Source organism: Afipia massiliensis (assembly GCF_014203115.1).
Classification (GTDB): domain Bacteria; phylum Pseudomonadota; class Alphaproteobacteria; order Rhizobiales; family Xanthobacteraceae; genus Afipia; species Afipia massiliensis.
This window is the reverse complement of sequence record NZ_JACHIJ010000007.1, coordinates 261,743-281,137: the sequence shown is the minus strand read 5'-3', so window position 1 is coordinate 281,137 and position 19,395 is coordinate 261,743. Positions and strand designations below refer to the sequence as shown.

Below are 19,395 nucleotides of genomic sequence, written 5' to 3'. Positions count from 1 at the left end.
AATCGCAATCATTCCAAACCAAGACATCCGCGAATTTCAATCATACTGCGCCGCAGCCACGTCTTCACCGTGTTCAACGGCGTATTGAATTTCTCCGAGAGCTGTTCGCGGCTCCATCCATTGTAGTAGGCCAGCAGCACCAGCTTTTGCCTCTCGGGGTCGAGCAACCCGACGCACTCCAGAATACGCTTCAACTCTTCGGTCATTTCCTTCCGCGCCAGCGGATCAGGCGTATCGGATGCCACTTCCATGGCGGCTGGCTCGTCTTCAAGGGACGCTTCGCTGCGTTTACGCACAACATCGATGGCCCGGTTGCGGGCAATGGAAACCATCCAGGTGATCGGGGACGCCAGCGACGGATTGAACTGTCCGGCGTTGTGCCAGATCTTGACGTAGGCCTCCTGGACAACTTCCTCCGCAAGATCCTGACGTCTCAAGATACGGAGAGCCACGCCGAAGAGTTTCGCCCGGGTGGCGGCGTAAAGGCGCTCAAATGCCGCCTCGTCCCCTTTCGCAACCGATGCGAGCAGCCAGATCAACTCAGCCGGCGTCAGCATTAAATTCCCTCAAAAAATACGTCGCTCGATCGTACCCGGCAGGCTCGAAAATCGAAGCCGCGATTTTGCCATTTCGTATCACATCTTGCCCGTATCCGGTCCAGCTTCCATCTCAGAACCGCAGCAACCACCAGAGGCACGAAAAAGCAAAACCCGGGCATTGCGGCCCGGGCTTCATATCACCGAAACATATCGCGAAAACCAGTGCCTTTGATGTCAAACAGGCGACCTGCGGCAATGACGTACCAACGAGTTCATCGGGCGGCGCACGGTTCCAGCGCTGCAAATGCCGGACACAACGGCCCTCAGGCCATCGCTCCGATCCGCGAACGCATCAAACCGATGCTGTCGAGATCGGCCTGTTCGCGTGCGCTTTCCTCGGCGCGTTCACGCGCCTGATCGCGCTCGTCGAGAAGCTCGACCTTCTTGAGTTCCTCGAACGCCTCGCCGAGCACCGCCTTGGCGTCCTCAAGCTGAACGCGCAATTCGTCCGCCGAACGCGTCAGGTTTTCACGGCGCTGAATGGCAGCCTTGGCATAGGTGGGATAGGCGAAGTGCGTGGGATCGTTGATGCCAGCGCGCTCCTGCTCATGCTGGATCTCGCGCTCGAGGTCGACCGACATACGCTGGAAGTCAGCGATCATGCCTTCGATCTGCGCAACCCTTCGGCGCTTCTCGTCGACCTGAAATTTTTTCAGGCGGATCAGCGTTTCACGTGACTTCATCGACTCGTACTCCCCAGAAGTCCCAATCAGAAACCGGGACAGAACCGGCACCCCCCCAAGGGCCCCTCCGGTCAAACACAGATGGCGGGATCATGGCGCGACAAAGTTAGCGTTCCGTTTCCAAGGCTTGCAGGATTTGCTCCAATTGCTGGTATCCCTCCCCGATCCCGGTGGCCTCATCCTTGGCCTGGCGCAGGAAGGCCTCCAGCGGCTCGTGCAGCCGGATGGCCTCATCGACTTCGGGGCTCGACCCGGCCCGATACGCCCCGAGCCGGATCAATTCCTCCATGTCAGCATATGTCGCCATGACCTGCCGGGCCCGGGTCACACTCGGAAGAAAGGCCGGATCAGCGGATCGCGGCATGGTTCGGGACACCGACTTCAGGATGTTGATCGCCGGATAGCGTCCGCGCTCGGCAATCGAGCGCTGCATGACGATATGGCCATCAAGGATACCGCGCACCGCGTCGGCCACGGGCTCGTTGTGATCGTCGCCGTCCACCAGCACCGTAAAGATGCCGGTGATGGTGCCCTCGCCCAGTCCGGGTCCCGCCCGCTCCAGCAGCTTCGGCAGTTCGGTGAACACCGTTGGCGTATATCCCTTGGCTGTCGGCGGCTCGCCTGCAGAGAGACCGATTTCACGCTGCGCCATAGCGAAGCGCGTCACCGAATCCATCATGCACATGACGTCCTTGTCCTCGTCGCGGAAATACTCCGCGATCGCCAAGGTCAAATAAGCCGCCTGCCGCCGCATCAATGCAGGCTCATCCGAGGTCGCCACCACCACCACCGAACGAGCCAGTCCCTCCTCGCCGAGATCGTCCTGCAGGAACTCCTGCACCTCGCGGCCGCGTTCGCCGATCAGGCCGATCACCGAGACATCCGCATCCACGTTGCGCGCCAGCATCGACAGCAGCACGGACTTGCCGACGCCGGAGCCGGCGAAGATGCCCATGCGCTGGCCGCGGCAGCAGGTCAGGAAGGTGTTGAGCGACCGCACGCCCAGATCAAGCGGCGCCCCAACACGCTTGCGGGAATGCGCCGGCGGCGGAGCGTTCCGGTAGGTCATCGGTGACGGACCTTGAACCAAAGGCCCTTTGCCATCGATCGGCTCGCCCATCGCGTTGATGACGCGCCCGAGCCACGAGGCCGACGGCCGCACCTGGCTCGCGGCATTGGCGATCACCGCACGGCAACCGCGCCTGACGCCCTCGAGTCCGGCGAACGGCATGACCACCGCGTTATTGCCGGTGAAGCCGATCACTTCGCACGGGATGAAACGGTTAGTGCCGGTCTCCACCACGATACGCGCCCCGACCGACATCGCATGGATCGGTCCGGCGATCTCGACCATGAGACCGCGCACGCCGACGACTCGGCCATAAATATTGACGCCGTCGATGTCGGATATCTGTTCGGCGAGTGCCTTCATTGCGAAAACCTTAAGTTTCCGCGATTTCGCGGCGTCCCCTTAACCCTGTGTTTACCCGCATCGTTAATCATTGCGTCACTGTCTTTGATGACTGAGAGCGCTTGACCTTCAGAACGAAGGTGCGAGTCGCAGGAGTCGGTTAGGCCCGGCTCTTAATGTGGAACTTGAACGACTAGGCTACGAAAAGCTGCTTACCGGCAATATCTTAGTGCGATTCGACAAAAATTGCACGATAGAGCTTGCAGACACGAATCAGCATTTGTTAACCATATGTCGTCAGGATCCGAATCAGTTGTTCAAAGGCGTTTTTCCAGTGCCGCGAGTTGCGGCCGGCCTGACGCCCGGAGCGGCGACTATAGGGGACTGGCATGCGCGTATTGCTGATAGAAGATGACAGTGCAACAGCGCAGTCGATCGAGCTGATGCTCAAATCCGAGAGCTTCAACGTCTACACGACGGATCTCGGAGAAGAGGGCATCGATCTCGGAAAGCTTTATGATTACGACATCATTCTGCTCGACCTGAACCTCCCGGACATGTCCGGTTATGATGTTCTCAAGCAGTTGCGTGTGTCGAAGATCAAGACACCGATCCTGATCCTCTCCGGCCTCGCCGGTATCGAGGACAAGGTCAAAGGTCTCGGCGTCGGCGCCGACGACTACATGACCAAGCCTTTCCACAAGGACGAACTGGTCGCCCGCATCCACGCGATCGTCCGCCGTTCCAAGGGTCACGCCCAGTCGGTCATCCAGACCGGCGATCTGGTGGTCAATCTCGACACCAAGACCGTCGAAGTCGGTGGCCAGCGCGTCCACCTGACGGGCAAGGAATATCAGATGCTGGAGCTGCTTTCGCTCCGCAAGGGCACCACCCTGACCAAGGAGATGTTCCTCAACCATCTCTACGGCGGCATGGACGAGCCTGAACTGAAGATCATCGACGTGTTCATCTGCAAGTTGCGCAAGAAGCTTGCGAACGCATCGGAAGGCCGCAACTTCATCGAAACCGTGTGGGGCCGCGGTTACGTGCTGCGCGAGCCGCACGAAGAGGAAGTTCGCATTCCTGCTTGATACGGGTTGTACCGGGGGCCTGTATGGCCCCACCTCCCAGACTGAACCCCCGCCGCAAATGGCGGGGTTTTTGTTTGTCCGGTGACATGAATCCGACACTTCTCAGCCGGCTTTCCGACATTACGCGGCACGCAAAAGCATAAGGCGGACTGGAGGCGAACCTGGCCCGATAAGGCGAAGTCGAGGCGGATAAGGCAGAATCAATCCCGAGGCCTGCGGATCGCAAGCATCGGCTGCACAGAGCCAGCCGCGAAACCGGGATAGACGCTGGTGCCGCCGCATATGACGAGCAACACACTTGGCGCGACCCATAGCGCGCCTTAGATCGGTATGACCCGAGTCCGCGCTTCAGCGTGGGCGTAGTCCGACGTGGCGCAATCGCTTCCGAAACCGGCTTTGTGCCAGTTCAACGAACCGGAGCAAAAGCTTTCAGTCCGCCGACCGCCATCCCCGGCACCAAAGACGGCGATGACGTTCGCGAAGGATTCGGGGCATACACGCCACGAAGGTCGGGACACGCCCGATACGCATCGGTCAATCCGATCACGGTCTCCGCCGCGCCCAGGAACAGGAAGCCATCCGGCTCGTTCATTTTCTGCATGCGGCCGAACACATCGATCTTGGTCGGCTGATCGAAATAGATCAGCACGTTGCGGCAGAAGATGATGTCGAAAACGCCGAGATAGGAAAAATCCTGCAGCAGGTTGGCTTGCTGATAGCGGACCATGGCGCGGATGTCAGGGTTGAGCTGCCAGACGTCGCCAACTTGCTTGAAGTGCTTCACCAGCAATTGAATCGGGAGTCCGCGCTGAACCTCGAACTGGCTGTAAATTCCGGCTTTCGCCTTCTCGAGAACTTCCAGCGACAGATCGGTCGCGACGATTTCCGCGCGCCAGCCGGCGGGCAGCGCATCTTTCAAAAGCATCGCGAGCGAATAAGGCTCCTGGCCTGTGGACGAGGCCGCGCACCAGATGCGGAGGCTGCGCCGGTTGGCGCGCACCTTCAGCAATTGGGGAAGAACCGTATCCCGGACATGGTCGAACGGCACCTTGTCGCGGAAGAAAAACGTCTCGTTGGTGGTCATCGCCTCGACCACATCGACGATCAACGGCTCCGCGCCGGTTTTGATTTTCTGAACCAGTTCGCCGATACCGGAAAGACCGGCTTTGCGGGCAAGCGGAAGCAACCGGCTTTCGATCAGATACTGCTTGTCGGACGACAGCAGCAATCCGGATCGATCCTTCAGAAGTTTGCGCAGAAACTCGTAATCCAGTGGCGTCACGCGCGAACTCCTGAAAACACTCGAACAACCTTGGGAGCGATCTGGTCGAGCGGCAGAACCGCTGCACAGACCCCGGCATTGGCGACGGCACCCGGCATGCCCCACACGACACTGGTCGCCTCGTCCTGCGCGATGACATTGCCGCCGGCAGCCACGATAGCCTTGCCGCCCTGCGCGCCGTCCGATCCCATACCGGTCAGCACCACGGCGAGGATTCCGGCCTGCCAGACCTCGATGGCCGACGAGAACAGCGGATCGACGGCCGGCTTGCAGAAATTGATCTGCGGTCCGTCATCGAGCGCGATGACAGGATGTCCACCGGAACGCGCAACCCGCATGTGACGGCCACCCGGGGCGAGATAGATTTTTCCGGCTTTGACCAGCTCGCCGTCAATCGCTTCGTGCGCAGGACGTCCGCTCGCACGCGTCAGATGCTCAGCGAGAATGGTCGTGAAAGTCGGCGGCATATGTTGCGTGATCAGGACGGGATACTGGTCGATCACGGGGCCGATGCCGGCCACCAGATTCATCAGCGCCTGCGGGCCGCCAGTGGATGATCCGATCAGAAGCACGCGCGGAGCACTCGCGCTGAACGGCCGCAGTATCAGCTTGGGTTGGGCAACCACCGGTGTTGTGCCGGTCGACGTGCGCGGCAACAGCGCGCGCACGGGCTGCGCGGCCGGAGACAACGACGGACTCGCAACCACAGCCGGACGGCGCAGCCGCGCGCCGAGATGGCGGATCTTTTCGATCAGGTCCCGCTTGAAGATATCCGCGGCGGACATCTCGCGCGTACTCTCAGGCTTTGGAATGTAGTCGGAGGCGCCCAGCGACAGCGCCTTGAAGCTGATCTCCGCGTTCCGGCGGGTCAGCGTCGATGCCATGATGATGATGAGATTCCGCTTCTTCTCGAGCAGCAGCGGCAGCGCCGAAATGCCATCCATGTCCGGCATTTCAATATCGAGCACGACAACATCGGGATCGACACGCACGAGTTGGTTGACCGCATCCAGCCCGGTCCGGATCGACGCCGCGACCGTCAGATCGGGCTCAGCCTCGATCCAGCGGGAAATCAGCCCGCGGATGACGGCGGAATCATCTACCACCATGACGCGCAGCGGCTCGTGCCGCTGTGCGGACGAGCCGGGAGGAGTCAAGACTGCAACGCTCATGAAAGAACCAACTCTACGCAACCGAACGGCAACAACTTACGCAACTCAATCCGGATGCAGCGCCGACAGGGGGCCGTTCCAGGGCAGAGCCTAGCGTCCCGAATCCGAAGTTCGCCTTATTCCGCAGCACGTGCCGAGCGAACTTCGGATTCGAAAGGACGCTAGAAATTATAGTTTCTAGTGTGGTTTTGGTTCGCAAGTCCGCAAATGAACGCGCAGCAAAAGGATGCGGACTTGCGAACCACCACACTAGATCAGACCGACCTCATGAAACTTCGCCGTCACGATTTCCTTGTCGAACGGCTTCATGATGTACTCGTTGGCACCGGCATGGAGCGCGCGGGCAATGTGAGCGACATCGTTTTCGGTGGTGCAGAACACCACCTTAGGCTTGTCACCACCCGGCGTCATGCGCAGGTTACGGAGGAACTCATAGCCATCCATGACCGGCATATTCCAGTCGAGCAGGACAGCATCCGGCATTCCGCGCTTGCAGACTTCCATGGCTTTCTCGCCATCTTCTGCTTCGACGATCTGGAAATCCAATCCCTCCAGAATACGCCGTGCGACCTTCCGGATGACGCTCGAATCGTCAACGATCAGACATGTTTTCATCTTAGCCTCTTTTCCTCGGTACCCGTGCGGGCTGGCGATCACGGGACCTTATGCGTTACTTCCCGAATTGTTTTCAGGCCGCCATCATGTCCGGATTGATTTCCAGAACGCGGTCGACGTCGAGAACCACCATCAATTGTCCGTCGAGCCGATGGACGCCGCCTGCCATTTTCGCCATGCGCGGATCGAGATTGACCGGATTCACCTCGCGGCTGTCGTCCGCGAGCTTGAGAACCTCGCCGATGCTGTCGATCAGCAGGCCGTAGGATTCGCCGCGCAGATCGACGCCCACCGCCATCGGCGGACGACCATCCTCGATCTTCGCCAGACCGAGACGCGCGCGCATGTCGATCGCCGTGACGATCCTGCCGCGAAGGTTGAGAACACCAGCGACATCTGCCGAAGCCAGCGGCACCCGTGTCAACCGTTCAGGCATAAAGACGTCCTGAACGCGTGAAATCGGCAAACCGAACAGCTGTCCGCCAATCATCGCGGTGACGTATTCGGTGATCCCGCGGTCGGCGCCTTCAACATTTGAATCCATTGTCATGTTCCTTACGCCGCCTGCTTGACGTCAGCGGTCTGTTCTTTCAGAGCGGCGATCAATCCCGGCCGGTCGAATTTCGCGACATAGTCGTGGAAACCTGCCTGGCGGCCGCGTTCGATAGCCGCCGGGGAGACGACCGACGACAGCGCGATGATCGGCATTGCTTCCATTCGCCGATCCGCACGGATTGCTTCGGCGAACTCAAAACCGTTCATCTCTGGCATCTCGATGTCCGTCAGCACGACGTCGAACGAGTTACCCGAACGCAGTGCTGCGAGCCCTTCCTGTCCGTTCTGCGCCACGGTCACGCGATAACCAGCCGCCTTCAGAACAGGCGCAAGCATGTTGCGGAAGAAAGCGGAGTCGTCGACCAGCAGAACCGTCTGAGCGGTGGCGGACAGACGCATTTCCTTGCGGCTGAACCAGTCGGCGAACGCCATCGGCAGGAAGTGTCCGACGTCGATCACCTCGGTCGCCTGACCCTTCACGACAGCAGACCCCAGCACACCTTCGCGCGTACTGGCGACTTCAATGCTCAACTGCTCCTCGACGATGTCGATGATCTCGTCGACCACGAGGCCCATCGAACGGCCGTCGTCGGCGAACACAAGAATCGGCTGAACGCCGCTCTCACGAATCGTGACACCTTCCATCTCGACCAGCGGCATCAGTTGCTCGCGGTACTGAACCATATGTCGACCGTTCGAAAGTTCGATCTTGTCGACGGCGATCTCTTCCAGTCGCGTGACCAGCGCCAGCGGCACTGCCTTCGGCTGCGACGAGCCGGACCGGAACACCAAGAGAGATGTGAGCTGAACATCGGAGTTCGCGCGCGCAGCGGCGTTCTCGTCAGCGATCTCGCTGTGCGAAGCTGCCGCTGTTCCGAGCGACTGGGCGATGCCGTTCGGATCAATGATCATGATGACGGCGCCGTCGCCGAGAATCGTGTTGCCCGAGAACATGCCGATATGGCGGAGCTTGGTGGACATCGGCTTGACGACGATTTCCTCGGTATGGAAAACGCCATCGACCACGATGCCGAACGTCTGGCTGCCGACCTGCGTGACCACGATGAAGCCGTTCTCCGGATCGATCGACGCACCGTCGTCGATCTTGAGCAGCTTCTTCAGATGCATCAGCGGCAACAGCTTGTTGCGCAGCCGCAGCACCGGCGTGTCCTTGATCCGCTCGATGCGATGATCGGAATTGGAGCGCGCGCGCACCAGTTCGACCACCGACAATTGCGGAATCGCGAAGCGATCGCCGGCGGCTTCCACGATCAGCGCGGAGACGATCGCCAGCGTCAGAGGAATCTTGATGGTGAAGCTCGAGCCCTCGCCCGGCACCGACTTCACGTCAATGGTGCCGCCTATCTGGTCGATGTTGGTGCGCACCACGTCCATGCCGACGCCGCGGCCCGACACGCTCGTCACCGCCGCAGCCGTGGAGAAGCCCGGCGCGAAAATGAACTTGTGAATCTGTGCCTCGGTCATCTTCTCGACGTCGGCTTCGGTGACCAGACCGTTGGAGACCGCCTTCGCCTTGATGCGCTCGGTGTTCAGGCCGCGGCCGTTGTCGGCGATGCAGATGATGATGTGACCGCCTTCATGATAGGCGGAAACGCGGATCGTGCCCTGCTCCGGCTTGCCGGCGGCGACGCGATCGGCCGTCGTCTCAAGGCCATGATCGGCCGAGTTGCGGACCATATGGGTCAACGGATCCTTGATCAGATCGAGCACCTGGCGATCAAGCTCGGTATCCGCGCCGTGCATTTCGAGTTCGATCTGCTTGCCGAGTTCGCTCGACAGATCGCGCACGATGCGCGGCAGCTTTTGCCACGCATTGCCGATCGGCTGCATTCGCGTCTTCATGACGCCTTCCTGCAACTCGGCGGTGACGTTGGAGAGCCGCTGCAGCGGTACCTTGAATTCGGAATCCTCGTTGCGGCGGCTGATCTCGAGCAACTGGTTGCGGGTCAGCACCAGCTCGGACACCATTGTCATCAGGTGTTCAAGCGTGTCGACGTTGACGCGAATGGACTGGTTGGCGATCTTGTCGCTTTCCGCCGTCTCATTCTCGATAACGGGCTTCTTCGGGCTCGGCTTCGCTGCGGCTGGCTTGGCGGCGACAGGCTTGGGAGCCTCGACTATCGGAGCCGGCTGCTCGACCGGAGCAAGCGGCAGCGCGGAAATTTACGTCTCCGTCTCGCGGAATGCGCGCTCGAGCTCGTCCAGTGAAACCTCGCCAGGCCGCAATTCGCGCTCAAGTGTCTGCGGGACCGCGGCGCCCACCGTCACTGCGGGTTTGGCAGCGGCGGCTTCAGGTGCAGGCGCTGCCATAGCGGCCATGCCCTGCTCGACCATGTGGTGAAGCGCGTCGATCAAGTCGACGTCGGCGCCTTCGGGCTCAGCTTCGGTGGCCTCGAGTTGCCCAAGAATTTCTTTGATGCGGTCGATCGTGCTCAGGATCAACGTGACGGCCTCGCCGGTCACCGGCATTCCGTCACGGAATTTGCCCATCAGCGTCTCGGCAGCGTGAGCGAGGGCTTCCAGACGCGGCAATCCGAGAAAGCCGCAGGTCCCTTTGATCGTATGAACAAGCCGGAAGATATTGTCGAGAATCTTCGCGTTGTTCGGATCCTGTTCGAAGCGAACCAACTGATTGTCGACAGTGTCGAGACTCTCATTGGTTTCAGTCAGAAACTCACGCAGCAGATCGTCCATAAAATCAAGCCTTCGCGCAAACGGGCACGCAACACACGCCTCCCGGAATGCCCACAGTCTCGACGCAAAGCGTTTAATATTGGTTGAGCATTTGGAAAAGAACGCGCTGAATAAGACGCTAAGGCGTTCCCCCGGAGGATGGCACCGCCGGGGATCAGTTCATTAAGAGTTTATGAAGATACAACTAGGACGCGGTGAGGACGACAGCGTCCGTTTCAGCAGCAAGCGACACCTTTAGCCCGCATGCCTGCGCCAGCAGCGCCGTGTAATAGGGCTGGACCGCGTGCGCGGACACCGATCCGGCATTGTCGAGATTCAATTGCGCCGCGACGTTCTGCGGCTCCCGCGCGTTGGCGCCTGCGGCGCGGACGCGAAACCCCATCATATCCCCTTCGCCGATCGGGTCGACTGTGAGTTCACCGCCGCGGGGAATGGCCTGCTGCGCGATCACAAACATGTTCAGCAGCAGCTTGACGCGATTCTTCGCCATCAGCACATGCGGCAAATTCCAGGTGATCTTGGTCTTTGCGTCCTCAAGATGATTGCGCGTCATCTTCTGGGCCTCGCCGAGATCGATCTGCGACCCTGCCGATCCCGCGGCTCCATAAGCAATGCGGCAGAACTGCAGACGCGCGGAGGTCGATTTCGCGCTCTTACGGATCAGATCGAGCGCGAATTCCTTGTCATCTTCCTTGTTGCTGCTGTCGAACACTTCTAGCCCGTTGACGATCGCACCCACCGGGTTGATGAGATCATGGCAGACGCGCGAGCACATCAACGCGGCGAGTTCGAGAGCATCGGGTGTAGGACCGGGAGTTGACGTGCCAGACATAGACTTCCTCGGATTTTCCAGAGATTTTTCGGCGATTTCCTGCGATCACGCGCTGACGATCAGCCGCAGCGTGCTGACGCGGCGAATCACACATGCTTTATGGTTTGATACACTGCGGCTGGGCTCGCGGCCACCGACGCGGGACACCAACCACAGCGGATTGAAGGCTGATCTATGACCGAAATCTCCAGTCCCGCGATCGATCGCGATGCCGCAGCCGCCCTGATGGAGCCATTGACGGACATCGTCGTGCAGGCTGGCGCGGCAATTCTCGCGGTCAGCCGTTCCACCATGCAGGTCGAGGGAAAATCCGACGGCTCTCCCGTCACGGAAGCAGACATGGCCGCAGACCGCATCATCGCGGAAGGCCTCAAGGCACTCGCGCCGAATATTCCGGCACTGTCGGAGGAACGCACCAGCCTTGCCGCCCGCCCCTACAAGAACAGCTTTTTTCTGGTCGACCCGCTGGACGGCACCAAGGAGTTCGTTGCCGGGCGTGACGAGTTTACCGTCAACGTCGCGCTCATTACCCACGGCACGCCGGTACTTGGAATTATCGCCGCCCCCGCCCTGGGGCTGCTCTGGCGTGGGGTTGTCGGCCGGGGCGCGGAGCGGCTGCTTATCACCAAGGATGGCAAGGCTCGCTCTGCCCAGCCGATCCACACCCGCCCTCATCCTGGTCCTCGTACGGCCTGGATCGTGGCCGTGAGCAGGTCGCATGGCGACAAGCGGACCGAAGCGTTCATCTCAGCCCGGCCCGGAGCGATCCGGCAAGCCCTCGGATCCGCGGTCAAGTTTGGCCGGATCGCCGAGGGCGGCGCCGACATCTATCCCCGGCTGTCCCCGACGTCTGAATGGGACGTCGCGGCCGGCCATGCGGTTGTGACAGCGGCGGGGGGCAAAATCACCGATAGCAAAGGAGCCGCCCTCTGCTTCGGGGAAGCCCGTGAGGACTTTCTGGTTCCTGAGTTCATCGCCTGGGGCGATCCGGCGGTGGCGGGTCAATAATTTGAAAGGCTCTCAACCAGAGCCGGCCATTTACCGCTGGCGCGTTTGAGGACCTCTTCCGGATCGGCTGCAAAGGCATTGCGGTTGTCTTCACGGCTGAAGAGGTACAACCGCTCACCTGAAATCAGCCACAACTGCGCCCGCCCTGCGACGGCCTTCCCCTGTGCCACATCGACCGGGTCATACCCCCCGAAGCGAGGTCCGTAGATATCCGGATGGGCCAGGAAAACGGCACGATTGGCATCGTTCCGAAAACGCCAGATGGCCCCGGCCTTGGATGCTTCGATGTCCGGCTCTCCCCTCATAGCCTCAGCATCGGTAAAATAGGCTACGGGATCGAAACCATCGATGGCGAGACCGCTATGGCGGTTCACGACCACCCGTTCGGTGACCGCCGCCCACGCCCCGGCATGCGGTCCAGCGAGGCTCACAGCCCCGGCCAATACCGCAACACAGGCGATTCTAAGGTGCCGCCCTTTATTTTCCTGCCGCCGTGCCGTCATAGTTGATGCTGATAAACAATCGAGTCGGGGACGTGGGACCGGAGCTTAAGCCCTTGCTTCTCAGCAAGGCGTTAAGCGATGGCTATGAAACTCGGCCATCTGGTGGTCCAAGGGGTTCCTTCATGACTTTCGCTTCGCGCATCGCGGCGCTGGTGTTTGCAGCGACAATTTCCCTGGCAATGCCGGCCTCTGCCCAGCAGCGAGCCGCCCCCAATAGCTATGGCCCGGACGAATTGGTCGGCGCAGGTCACCGGTTCTTCGGCGGCGTGTCCCGCGGACTGGCATCGGTCATCGAGCGTGCGGTCAGCCAATGGGGCCTGCCCAACGGCTACGTGCTCGGCGAGGAAGGCAGCGGCGCTTTCGTCGCCGGCCTGCGCTATGGCGAAGGCACGCTCTACACCAAGAACGCCGGCGACCTGCGGGTCTACTGGCAGGGCCCGTCGGTCGGCTTCGACTGGGGCGGCGACGGCGCGCGCACCATGGTGCTGGTCTACAACCTGCCCGCCACCGACGCTATCTATCAGCGCTTCGCCGGCATCGACGGCTCGGCCTACATCATCGGCGGCTTCGGCATGACGGCGCTGACGGCGAACGGCATCGTGCTGGTTCCGATCCGTTCCGGCGTGGGTCTGCGGCTGGGCGCCAATATCGGCTACCTGAAGTTCACGCCCCGCGCGACCTGGAATCCCTTCTGATTCCTCGCTCCTGACCGGACCATCACCGGCGGCCATCGAGCCGCCAGCGGATTCACGTTAACGCGCTGTTCCGCTAGCTTTTTCCACGCCCGCCGGGCATGGTAAAAAGGGTCAAATCTGACGTAGGGGTCTCACATATGGTCGAACCGATCATGTATTTGGCGATCGGTTTTCTGGTCTCGATGTTGTTCGGTCTGATGATCATGCCGCTGGTGCACAACCGCGCGGTACGACTGACGACCAAGCGCCTCGAGGCGGCGACGCCGCTGTCGATGGCCGAGATCCAGGCCGACAAGGACCAGTTGCGCGCGGAATTTGCGATGTCGGCCCGCAGGCTCGAAATGAGCGTCGAGCAGCTCAAGAACAAGACCTCCAGCCAGCTCGCCGAACTCGGCAAGAAATCCGACGCAATCAATCGCCTGAAGATCGAACTCGGCGAGAAGAACGCCGCGATTTTCGCCCTCGAAGCGCGCGAGAAGGCGCTGAAGGATCAGCTGCGCGCGACGGAAGAAGAATTTGCCGCCAAGACGCAATCATTGCGCACAGCCGAGCAGCAACTGGCCGGCAAGCAGGCCGACCTCGGAAAGCTCAACAGCGAACTCTCCCAGAGCTCGATGACGGCGGAAAGCCGCCAGATCGAACTGCTCGCGGTTCGCAGCCAGATCGAAGCGCTGCAAAACCGCGTCAACGACGCCGAGAAGGAAGTCGCCAGCAGCCAGCAGCGCCTGACCGATCATCGCAACGAAGCAGAGATCGCGACACGCGAACTGAGCGACGCCCGCGGCAAGGTCGAGAATCTGAGCGGACGGGTCGGCGACCTCGATCGCCAACTGGTTGTGCAGACCAAAGAAACCGAAATGCTCTCCAGCCGCGTCACCGATCTCGAAAATCGCCTGGCGCTACAGGGCAAGATACTCGCCGAGCGCGAATATGAGAACAACCTGCTTCGCCAGCAGGCTGAGGCCGCGAAACAGACCGAGCAGAAACTGCGCGAGGACATGGCGGCCGGCACCGGCAACTCCTCCGCGATGGACAAGCTTCGCGCGGAGAAGACCTCACTCGAAGAACAGCTCACCGTCGCCCGCGACGAACGCGCCAAGGTTCAACGCGAGATCAATCTCATTCAGCAGCAGGCCGAAAGTTCCTGGTCCACCGAGCGTATGGAAAATGCGCTGCTGCGGGAGCGCATCAACGACATCGCGGCCGAGGTCGCCAAACTCGCCGTCACGCTCGAAGGTCCGGACTCGCCGATCGAAGCTATTCTGGCATCGGAAGAGCAGAAGCCGGCCATCAGCACGATCGTCAAAGCGACGACAGCGAACGGCACGCCCCCCAACGGCGCGGCGCCGAATGGAGCTGTCACCGAGGCGCGCGGCACGCTGGCTCAGCGGATTCGGGCGCTGCAGGCGCATGCCTCACGGGCCCGCCAGCCGGGTTAAGCCGAATTCTCGCGCGTTCAGCCTGCCCGCGCTTGACACCCCTACCCCCGCTTCCGTAAATCCGGGCTTGTATGATCGTTGCCGGTCGTTCCCGGGCGCATAGCTCAGCGGGAGAGCGTTCCCTTCACACGGGAGAGGTCCAAGGTTCGATCCCTTGTGCGCCCACCATTCGTCCCGATTCCCGACTTGATCAAACACTCATTACGTCTTTGGCTTTTTTGCTCGGCGCGTCCTGCGCGACTGAAGTCGAAGTTTCGTAACTGATTGGGTGAAGAAAAAGGTGAAAGGCGAACGGCGCTTGATTACACCACGGTGGGGAGACGTTGCTCGCGGCCCACCGCTAAGGACATCCGGCGAGATGAAATCCGTGGTCAGTCGAAGGCGGTCTTGACCGTGTCGTACTTGCCGCCGAGCGTGGTGCCAAGACCATTCACCGCCGCAACAATCGCGACCGCGATGCCCGCCGCTAGCAGCGCATACTCGATCGACGTCGCAGCCGCTTCGTCTCTAATAAAATCAACCACCATCTTCATGAGCTCAACCTCGTTGCAATTCTTGCACGTGATCGCCGCGCCGGGCGACCGTCTTGACAGGCCACGGCTAACCTAGCCGCAAGAAGCTGCTGAAGACTTAACTAAACCTTTCCATAATACCGGCCCGCGTCACGCCGCAGCGCATCTGCACCCGCAGACATCTCCGCGAGACGCCGCTATCGCGTGGATTAAAGCATCAAATCTCGGCCGACTTCAGAGCGAGCAGCGCTAGCAGCTTCATCCGCTCGGGATCGCGCTCGCCTTGTGACGCAAGCTCGACGATATTTTTCGCCAGCGTCTGAACCCGCGCCGATCCAACCGGAAACGGCAGCGTTTGGACCGCCTCTTCAAACGCCTGCGTCATGACCGCGATGGTGTCGGGGCTGAATGACGAGCCATGGAAAACGCTCATATCGGAAAACCTGGCGAGAATGCTTTGCATCAACGCAGAGGACTCGCCCCAGGTTCCATTTCCGGCCTGATTCAACGTCGCTGAATCAGACCTTTCGCTTTGTCATGTCCGGTAGGATCGGACTCGTCCCGCTCTGCGGGATCATGCCGTCGTATCCGTCGTTACATCACGACTTCGATCAGCCGCGGGCCCTTCTCACGCACCGAGTTGGTCAGCGCGTTTGAAAAGTCCTCCGCAGTCGTGACCGACTGGGCCGGCACGCCCATGCCCTTCGCCAACGATACCCAGTCGAGCGCCGGATTGTCGAGGTTGAGCATATCGAGCGCCTTGCGTCCCGGCTCACCCGCATCGACGCCCGCGAACTCGCCCTTCAGGATCTGATAGGTGCGGTTGGCAAAAACGATCGTCGTGACGTCGAGTCCTTCGCGCGCCTGCGTCCACAGTGACTGAAGCGTGTACATCGCGCTGCCGTCGCCTACCATGCAGATCACTTTGCGGTCCGGACACGCGACCGCGGCTCCGGTCGCGACCGGTGTCGAAAAGCCGATCGATCCGCCCATGTTCTGCAGCCAGTCGTGCGGAGCAGCAGCAGCCGTCGGCGGAAAAAAGCCGCGGCCGGTGGTGATCGATTCATCCACCACGATGGCGTTCTCCGGAATAGCCATCGCGATCACTTGCGCGATGGACGCATGCGTCAGCGCGCCAGTGGGCTTGGCCAGTTCAACAAGCTGCTGCGGCTTCGCATCAGTTGCCTTGGCGCCGAGCGCATCGGCCAGCGCATGCAGCGCGGCGACCGAATTCTCGCCGGCTTCACACATACGATGAACCTCACAGCCTTCCGGCTTGAGCAGGCTCGGCTTGTTCGGATAGGCGAAGAACGCCACCGGGTCGTTGGTCTCGATCAGAACGATGTGCCGGAAATTCTTCAGGATCGGCAGCGCCTGCTCGATCACATAGGGAATGCGATCGATGGAAAAACGCCCACGCCCACGCGCCATGCGCGGATTATAGGTCTGGCCCATCACCTTGCATCCGGTCTTGCCGGCGATGCGCGCCGCCAGCGCCAGTCCTTCTTCCGTGAGGGCTTTCCCGGTCAGCAACAGCAACGTCTGCTCGCCGCTGCGCAGAACGCGGGCGGCCTCATCAACGGCCTTTGGCGAGTAGCTGGCGCGCTGCGAGTCCTCAGGCACCTGGGCAATGCCATCAGCTTCGTTCCAGGCCGTGTCGGCGGGCAGAATAAGCGTGGCGATCTGCCCGGGATGGCTTCTGGCCGCGGCAATCGCGGCGGCACCATCGCGCGCGATGGATTTCGAATCCGGCGAGGTGCGGACCCAGGCCGACATCGGCCGGGCGAGACCTTCGATATCCGACGTCAGCGGCGCATTGTATTCGATGTGATAGGTCGCATGCTGTCCGACGATGTTGACGATGCCGGAGTGCGCCTTCTTCGCGTTGTGCAGGTTGGCAAGGCCATTGGCGAGGCCGGGACCCAGGTGGAGCAGTGTCGATGCCGGCTTTCCGGCCATCCGGTAATACCCATCGGCTGCGCCGGTCACGACGCCTTCAAACAGCCCGAGTACGCATCGCATACCATCGACCCGGTCCAAGGCGGCGACAAAGTGCATCTCCGACGTGCCTGGGTTGGTGAAGCAGACATTCACGTCGCCCGCGACCAATGTTCGCACCAGGCTTTCCGCACCGTTCATCATTTCACTCCCGTTCGAGATTTTTTGTTGTGATGCCGCTAGTGTCCTGAATCCGAAGTTCGCTTCATTTTGCAGCACTTTCCGTAGCGAACTTCGGATTCAAAAGGACACTAGAAATTATGATTCTAGTGTGGCTTTGGCTCGCAAGTCCGCAAAGGACACGCTGCAGAATGATGCGGACTTGCGAACCGCCACACTAGATGAACCATCCTTATGACAGTTCGTCAAAGGCTGCGGTAGGTTCGATCAGCGGAACGACTGCGCGCGTGAGGCATATCTTGCGGGAACACATCTGACGTTGAATATGCATGTTCAGTGGACCATCACGCGTCCGTGGGTTGCGAAGGCAAGGAATTTGTGGCCTTTCTCGCGAGTTCGTGGCACCTCTGCCCCCTACGCAATACTCTCCAAGCGAACATTTCCACGACTGTCTGGCGAGCTCTTACGAGGATTCTAATGAAGCGCCTTTTGACCGTATTTTTGACCGCCGCGACCTTGCTCGGCGGCACCGGCTTCGCGATGGCGGATGCCGAGTTCAATCCGTTACTTCAGCTTTTTGGCGGCGGTGGAATGGGAGGCGGGTCTGGCCCGATTCCGCGCACCACGGTCGGCTTCCAGGGTAATTACGCGCCGGGAACGATCATCATCGATACCAGGGAGCGCCGCCTGTATCTGGTGCAGGAGGGTGGCCGTGCCCTGCGTTACGGTATCGGCGTCGGCCGCGACGGCTTCCGCTGGGGTGGAACGCATCGCGTCACCGCGAAGAAGGAATGGCCGAGCTGGACGCCGCCGGCGCAGATGCTGCGGCGCCGCCCGGATCTGCCGCGCCACATGGTCGGCGGACCTGACAATCCGCTCGGCGCGCGCGCCCTGTATCTCGGATCGACACTCTATCGCATTCACGGCTCCAACGAGCCCGAGACGATCGGACAGGCCGTCTCGTCAGGTTGTTTCCGGATGGTCAATGACGACGTCATCGACCTTTATAACCGGGTGCGCGTCGGCGCGACGGTCGTCGTCAAGAACTAACGTTCTCCCTGCAAAGCTCTTCCAAAGCCGGCCCTAGAGCATTTTCCGGCTAAGTGGAATCCGGTTAGCCGTCAGAAAATGCTCTGAATAAAAAGAGCGCGTGTTCTGATCGCAAAACCGGTATCCACTTTTGCGGAACACGCGCTATGGCCGGCTTTGTTATTTTGTCGCCAGCCGGCCACCGACTCCCTTGCACGACGCCGGTGTGACGGCTAGCTCAATTGCGATGGACACATCCGCGACAATACGGCGGCTAACATCGGGCATCGCCGCCATGGTGGGTTGCCTCGCGCTCGGCACCGCATCGTTGCCGTCGGCCCTTGCGGAAACACCCAGCATCAGCGCGCGCCAGCGCAGCGAGAAAAAGGTCTTCACCGACGGACAGATCATCGACGGCTTCATGAAGACGGCATTCGGCGCGGAGTATCATCTCGCTGGCCGCGTTGACCGCATCCGCAAATACCAGATGCCGGTGCGCATCTTTATCGATGGCTCAGCCCGCGCTGACCGGCGCAAGCAGATCGGCAAGGTTGTCCGCGACATTGCGATGCGGGTACAGCACCTCGATATTGCGATGGCAGACAAGCGCGACGATGCCAATAGCATCATCACCATGGTCCGCGACCGCGACCTTCAAAAAACGATCACCGCGTTCTTTGGCGCGGAGAAGGCCAAGGAAATCCACGACTCGCTGGACCCGCAGTGTCTGTCGGGATTCCGCAAGAACGAGAACTACGAGATCCAGCGTTCGGATGTGATCCTTACCGTCGACAACGGCAACTTCGTATTTCTCGATTGCGCCTACGAGGAGCTGCTGCAATCGCTTGGGCCGATCAACGACACGGACACGGTGCCGTGGACGATGTTCAACGATCAGGTCTCGATGGGATTCTTCGGCGTGTACGACCAGTACATCATGAACATTCTCTACGACCCGCGCATCAAGGCCGGCATGACGGTCGAGGAAGTTCGCGGCGTATTGCCCGACGTGCTACCCGATGTGCGCGCGTGGGTCGCGAAGGTGAATAATTTACCGAGGTAAGTTCTATTCGGTCGCTGCCGTCCGCTCCGTCATTGCGAGGAGCACTCGCGACGAAGCAATCCAGTTCTCGTTT

The 19,395-nt window shown here is 60.6% G+C and carries 18 protein-coding genes, 1 tRNA gene and 1 pseudogene; 7 read left to right on the top strand and 13 right to left on the bottom strand.

The genetic code is table 11. The features are described from left to right. Positions 1-8 precede the first annotated feature (8 nt). From HNQ36_RS22510 to fliI, 3 genes are all read right to left on the bottom strand, one after another. Entirely contained in the window at positions 9-557 is a 549-nt protein-coding gene (locus HNQ36_RS22510) for a sigma-70 family RNA polymerase sigma factor (RefSeq protein ID WP_184089100.1), read from the bottom strand. A gap of 305 nt (positions 558-862) precedes the next feature. Then, complete coding sequence (gene fliJ, locus HNQ36_RS22505; RefSeq protein ID WP_002713080.1) at positions 863-1,282, bottom strand: flagellar export protein FliJ; 420 nt, start codon at positions 1,280-1,282, stop codon at positions 863-865. Between the two features lie 106 nt (positions 1,283-1,388). After that, positions 1,389-2,714, bottom strand: coding sequence for a flagellar protein export ATPase FliI (gene fliI, locus HNQ36_RS22500; RefSeq protein WP_184089097.1), 1,326 nt, complete (start codon positions 2,712-2,714; stop codon positions 1,389-1,391). A gap of 368 nt (positions 2,715-3,082) precedes the next feature. Between fliI and ctrA the strand changes: the two genes are divergently transcribed. Then, positions 3,083-3,784, top strand: a complete 702-nt coding sequence (gene ctrA / locus HNQ36_RS22495; RefSeq protein ID WP_046827437.1) for a response regulator transcription factor CtrA — start codon at positions 3,083-3,085, stop codon at positions 3,782-3,784. 406 nt (positions 3,785-4,190) lie between these two features. Here ctrA and HNQ36_RS22490 read toward each other — a convergent pair whose 3' ends face one another. The 6 genes and pseudogenes from HNQ36_RS22490 to chpT form a co-directional block, all read right to left on the bottom strand. Beyond that, on the bottom strand, positions 4,191-5,066 hold the full coding sequence (locus HNQ36_RS22490; protein ID WP_184089093.1) for a CheR family methyltransferase: 876 nt from the start codon (positions 5,064-5,066) through the stop codon (positions 4,191-4,193). Continuing rightward, positions 5,063-6,238, bottom strand: a complete 1,176-nt coding sequence (locus HNQ36_RS22485; RefSeq protein WP_184089090.1) for a protein-glutamate methylesterase/protein-glutamine glutaminase — start codon at positions 6,236-6,238, stop codon at positions 5,063-5,065. The genes HNQ36_RS22490 and HNQ36_RS22485 overlap by 4 nt, the downstream gene beginning before the upstream one ends. A gap of 249 nt (positions 6,239-6,487) precedes the next feature. Beyond that, positions 6,488-6,853, bottom strand: a complete 366-nt coding sequence (locus HNQ36_RS22480; RefSeq protein ID WP_046827440.1) for a response regulator — start codon at positions 6,851-6,853, stop codon at positions 6,488-6,490. A 73-nt stretch (positions 6,854-6,926) separates the two neighbouring features. Continuing rightward, entirely contained in the window at positions 6,927-7,397 is a 471-nt protein-coding gene (locus tag HNQ36_RS22475) for a chemotaxis protein CheW (protein WP_184089087.1), read from the bottom strand. A gap of 11 nt (positions 7,398-7,408) precedes the next feature. Then, positions 7,409-10,123 (bottom strand): annotated as a pseudogene (locus HNQ36_RS22470) (hybrid sensor histidine kinase/response regulator). Between the two features lie 184 nt (positions 10,124-10,307). Beyond that, the gene (gene chpT / locus HNQ36_RS22465; RefSeq protein WP_184089084.1) at positions 10,308-10,955 is read right to left on the bottom strand and encodes a histidine phosphotransferase ChpT; all 648 of its coding nucleotides are present in this window, start codon (positions 10,953-10,955) and stop codon (positions 10,308-10,310) included. A gap of 174 nt (positions 10,956-11,129) precedes the next feature. On the opposite strand from chpT, the gene cysQ reads away from it, so the two are divergent. Then, positions 11,130-11,963 carry a 3'(2'),5'-bisphosphate nucleotidase CysQ gene (gene cysQ, locus HNQ36_RS22460; protein ID WP_184089081.1) on the top strand — a complete coding sequence of 278 codons (834 nt, stop codon included), beginning with the start codon at positions 11,130-11,132 and terminating at the stop codon, positions 11,961-11,963. Here cysQ and HNQ36_RS22455 read toward each other — a convergent pair. Then, positions 11,957-12,466 (bottom strand): YHS domain-containing (seleno)protein, encoded by a 510-nt coding sequence (locus tag HNQ36_RS22455; RefSeq protein WP_184089078.1) that lies wholly within the window; start codon positions 12,464-12,466, stop codon positions 11,957-11,959. The two genes, cysQ and HNQ36_RS22455, sit on opposite strands and share 7 nt — an antisense overlap. Positions 12,467-12,588: 122 nt before the next feature. Here HNQ36_RS22455 and HNQ36_RS22450 point away from each other — a divergent pair, with 122 nt between their 5' ends. The 3 genes from HNQ36_RS22450 to HNQ36_RS22440 all read left to right on the top strand — a co-directional run bounded on the left by HNQ36_RS22450 (position 12,589) and on the right by HNQ36_RS22440 (position 14,768). Next, a complete protein-coding gene (locus HNQ36_RS22450) occupies positions 12,589-13,161 on the top strand; it encodes a DUF1134 domain-containing protein (RefSeq protein WP_046827445.1) in 573 nt (190 codons plus the stop codon). A gap of 137 nt (positions 13,162-13,298) precedes the next feature. Then, positions 13,299-14,600: a coiled-coil domain-containing protein gene (locus tag HNQ36_RS22445; RefSeq protein ID WP_184089075.1), complete on the top strand. Its 1,302-nt coding sequence runs from the start codon at positions 13,299-13,301 to the stop codon at positions 14,598-14,600. 93 nt (positions 14,601-14,693) lie between these two features. Then, positions 14,694-14,768: transfer RNA gene (locus HNQ36_RS22440), tRNA-Val, on the top strand. Between the two features lie 203 nt (positions 14,769-14,971). Here the strand turns inward: HNQ36_RS22440 and HNQ36_RS22435 are convergent. The 3 genes from HNQ36_RS22435 to HNQ36_RS22425 all read right to left on the bottom strand — a co-directional run bounded on the left by HNQ36_RS22435 (position 14,972) and on the right by HNQ36_RS22425 (position 17,251). Then, positions 14,972-15,133 carry a Flp family type IVb pilin gene (locus HNQ36_RS22435; protein ID WP_184089072.1) on the bottom strand — a complete coding sequence of 54 codons (162 nt, stop codon included), beginning with the start codon at positions 15,131-15,133 and terminating at the stop codon, positions 14,972-14,974. Between the two features lie 196 nt (positions 15,134-15,329). Beyond that, the gene (locus HNQ36_RS22430; protein ID WP_046827448.1) at positions 15,330-15,545 is read right to left on the bottom strand and encodes a hypothetical protein; all 216 of its coding nucleotides are present in this window, start codon (positions 15,543-15,545) and stop codon (positions 15,330-15,332) included. Positions 15,546-15,706: 161 nt separating this feature from the next. Then, entirely contained in the window at positions 15,707-17,251 is a 1,545-nt protein-coding gene (locus HNQ36_RS22425; protein WP_184089069.1) for an acetolactate synthase large subunit, read from the bottom strand. A 456-nt stretch (positions 17,252-17,707) separates the two neighbouring features. Between HNQ36_RS22425 and HNQ36_RS22420 the strand changes: the two genes are divergently transcribed. Both HNQ36_RS22420 and HNQ36_RS22415 read left to right on the top strand, forming a co-directional pair. Further along, positions 17,708-18,280, top strand: a complete 573-nt coding sequence (locus tag HNQ36_RS22420) for a L,D-transpeptidase (protein ID WP_184089067.1) — start codon at positions 17,708-17,710, stop codon at positions 18,278-18,280. Positions 18,281-18,506: 226 nt separating this feature from the next. Beyond that, positions 18,507-19,322: a DUF2927 domain-containing protein gene (locus HNQ36_RS22415; RefSeq protein ID WP_184089064.1), complete on the top strand. Its 816-nt coding sequence runs from the start codon at positions 18,507-18,509 to the stop codon at positions 19,320-19,322. Positions 19,323-19,395: the final 73 nt, after the last annotated feature.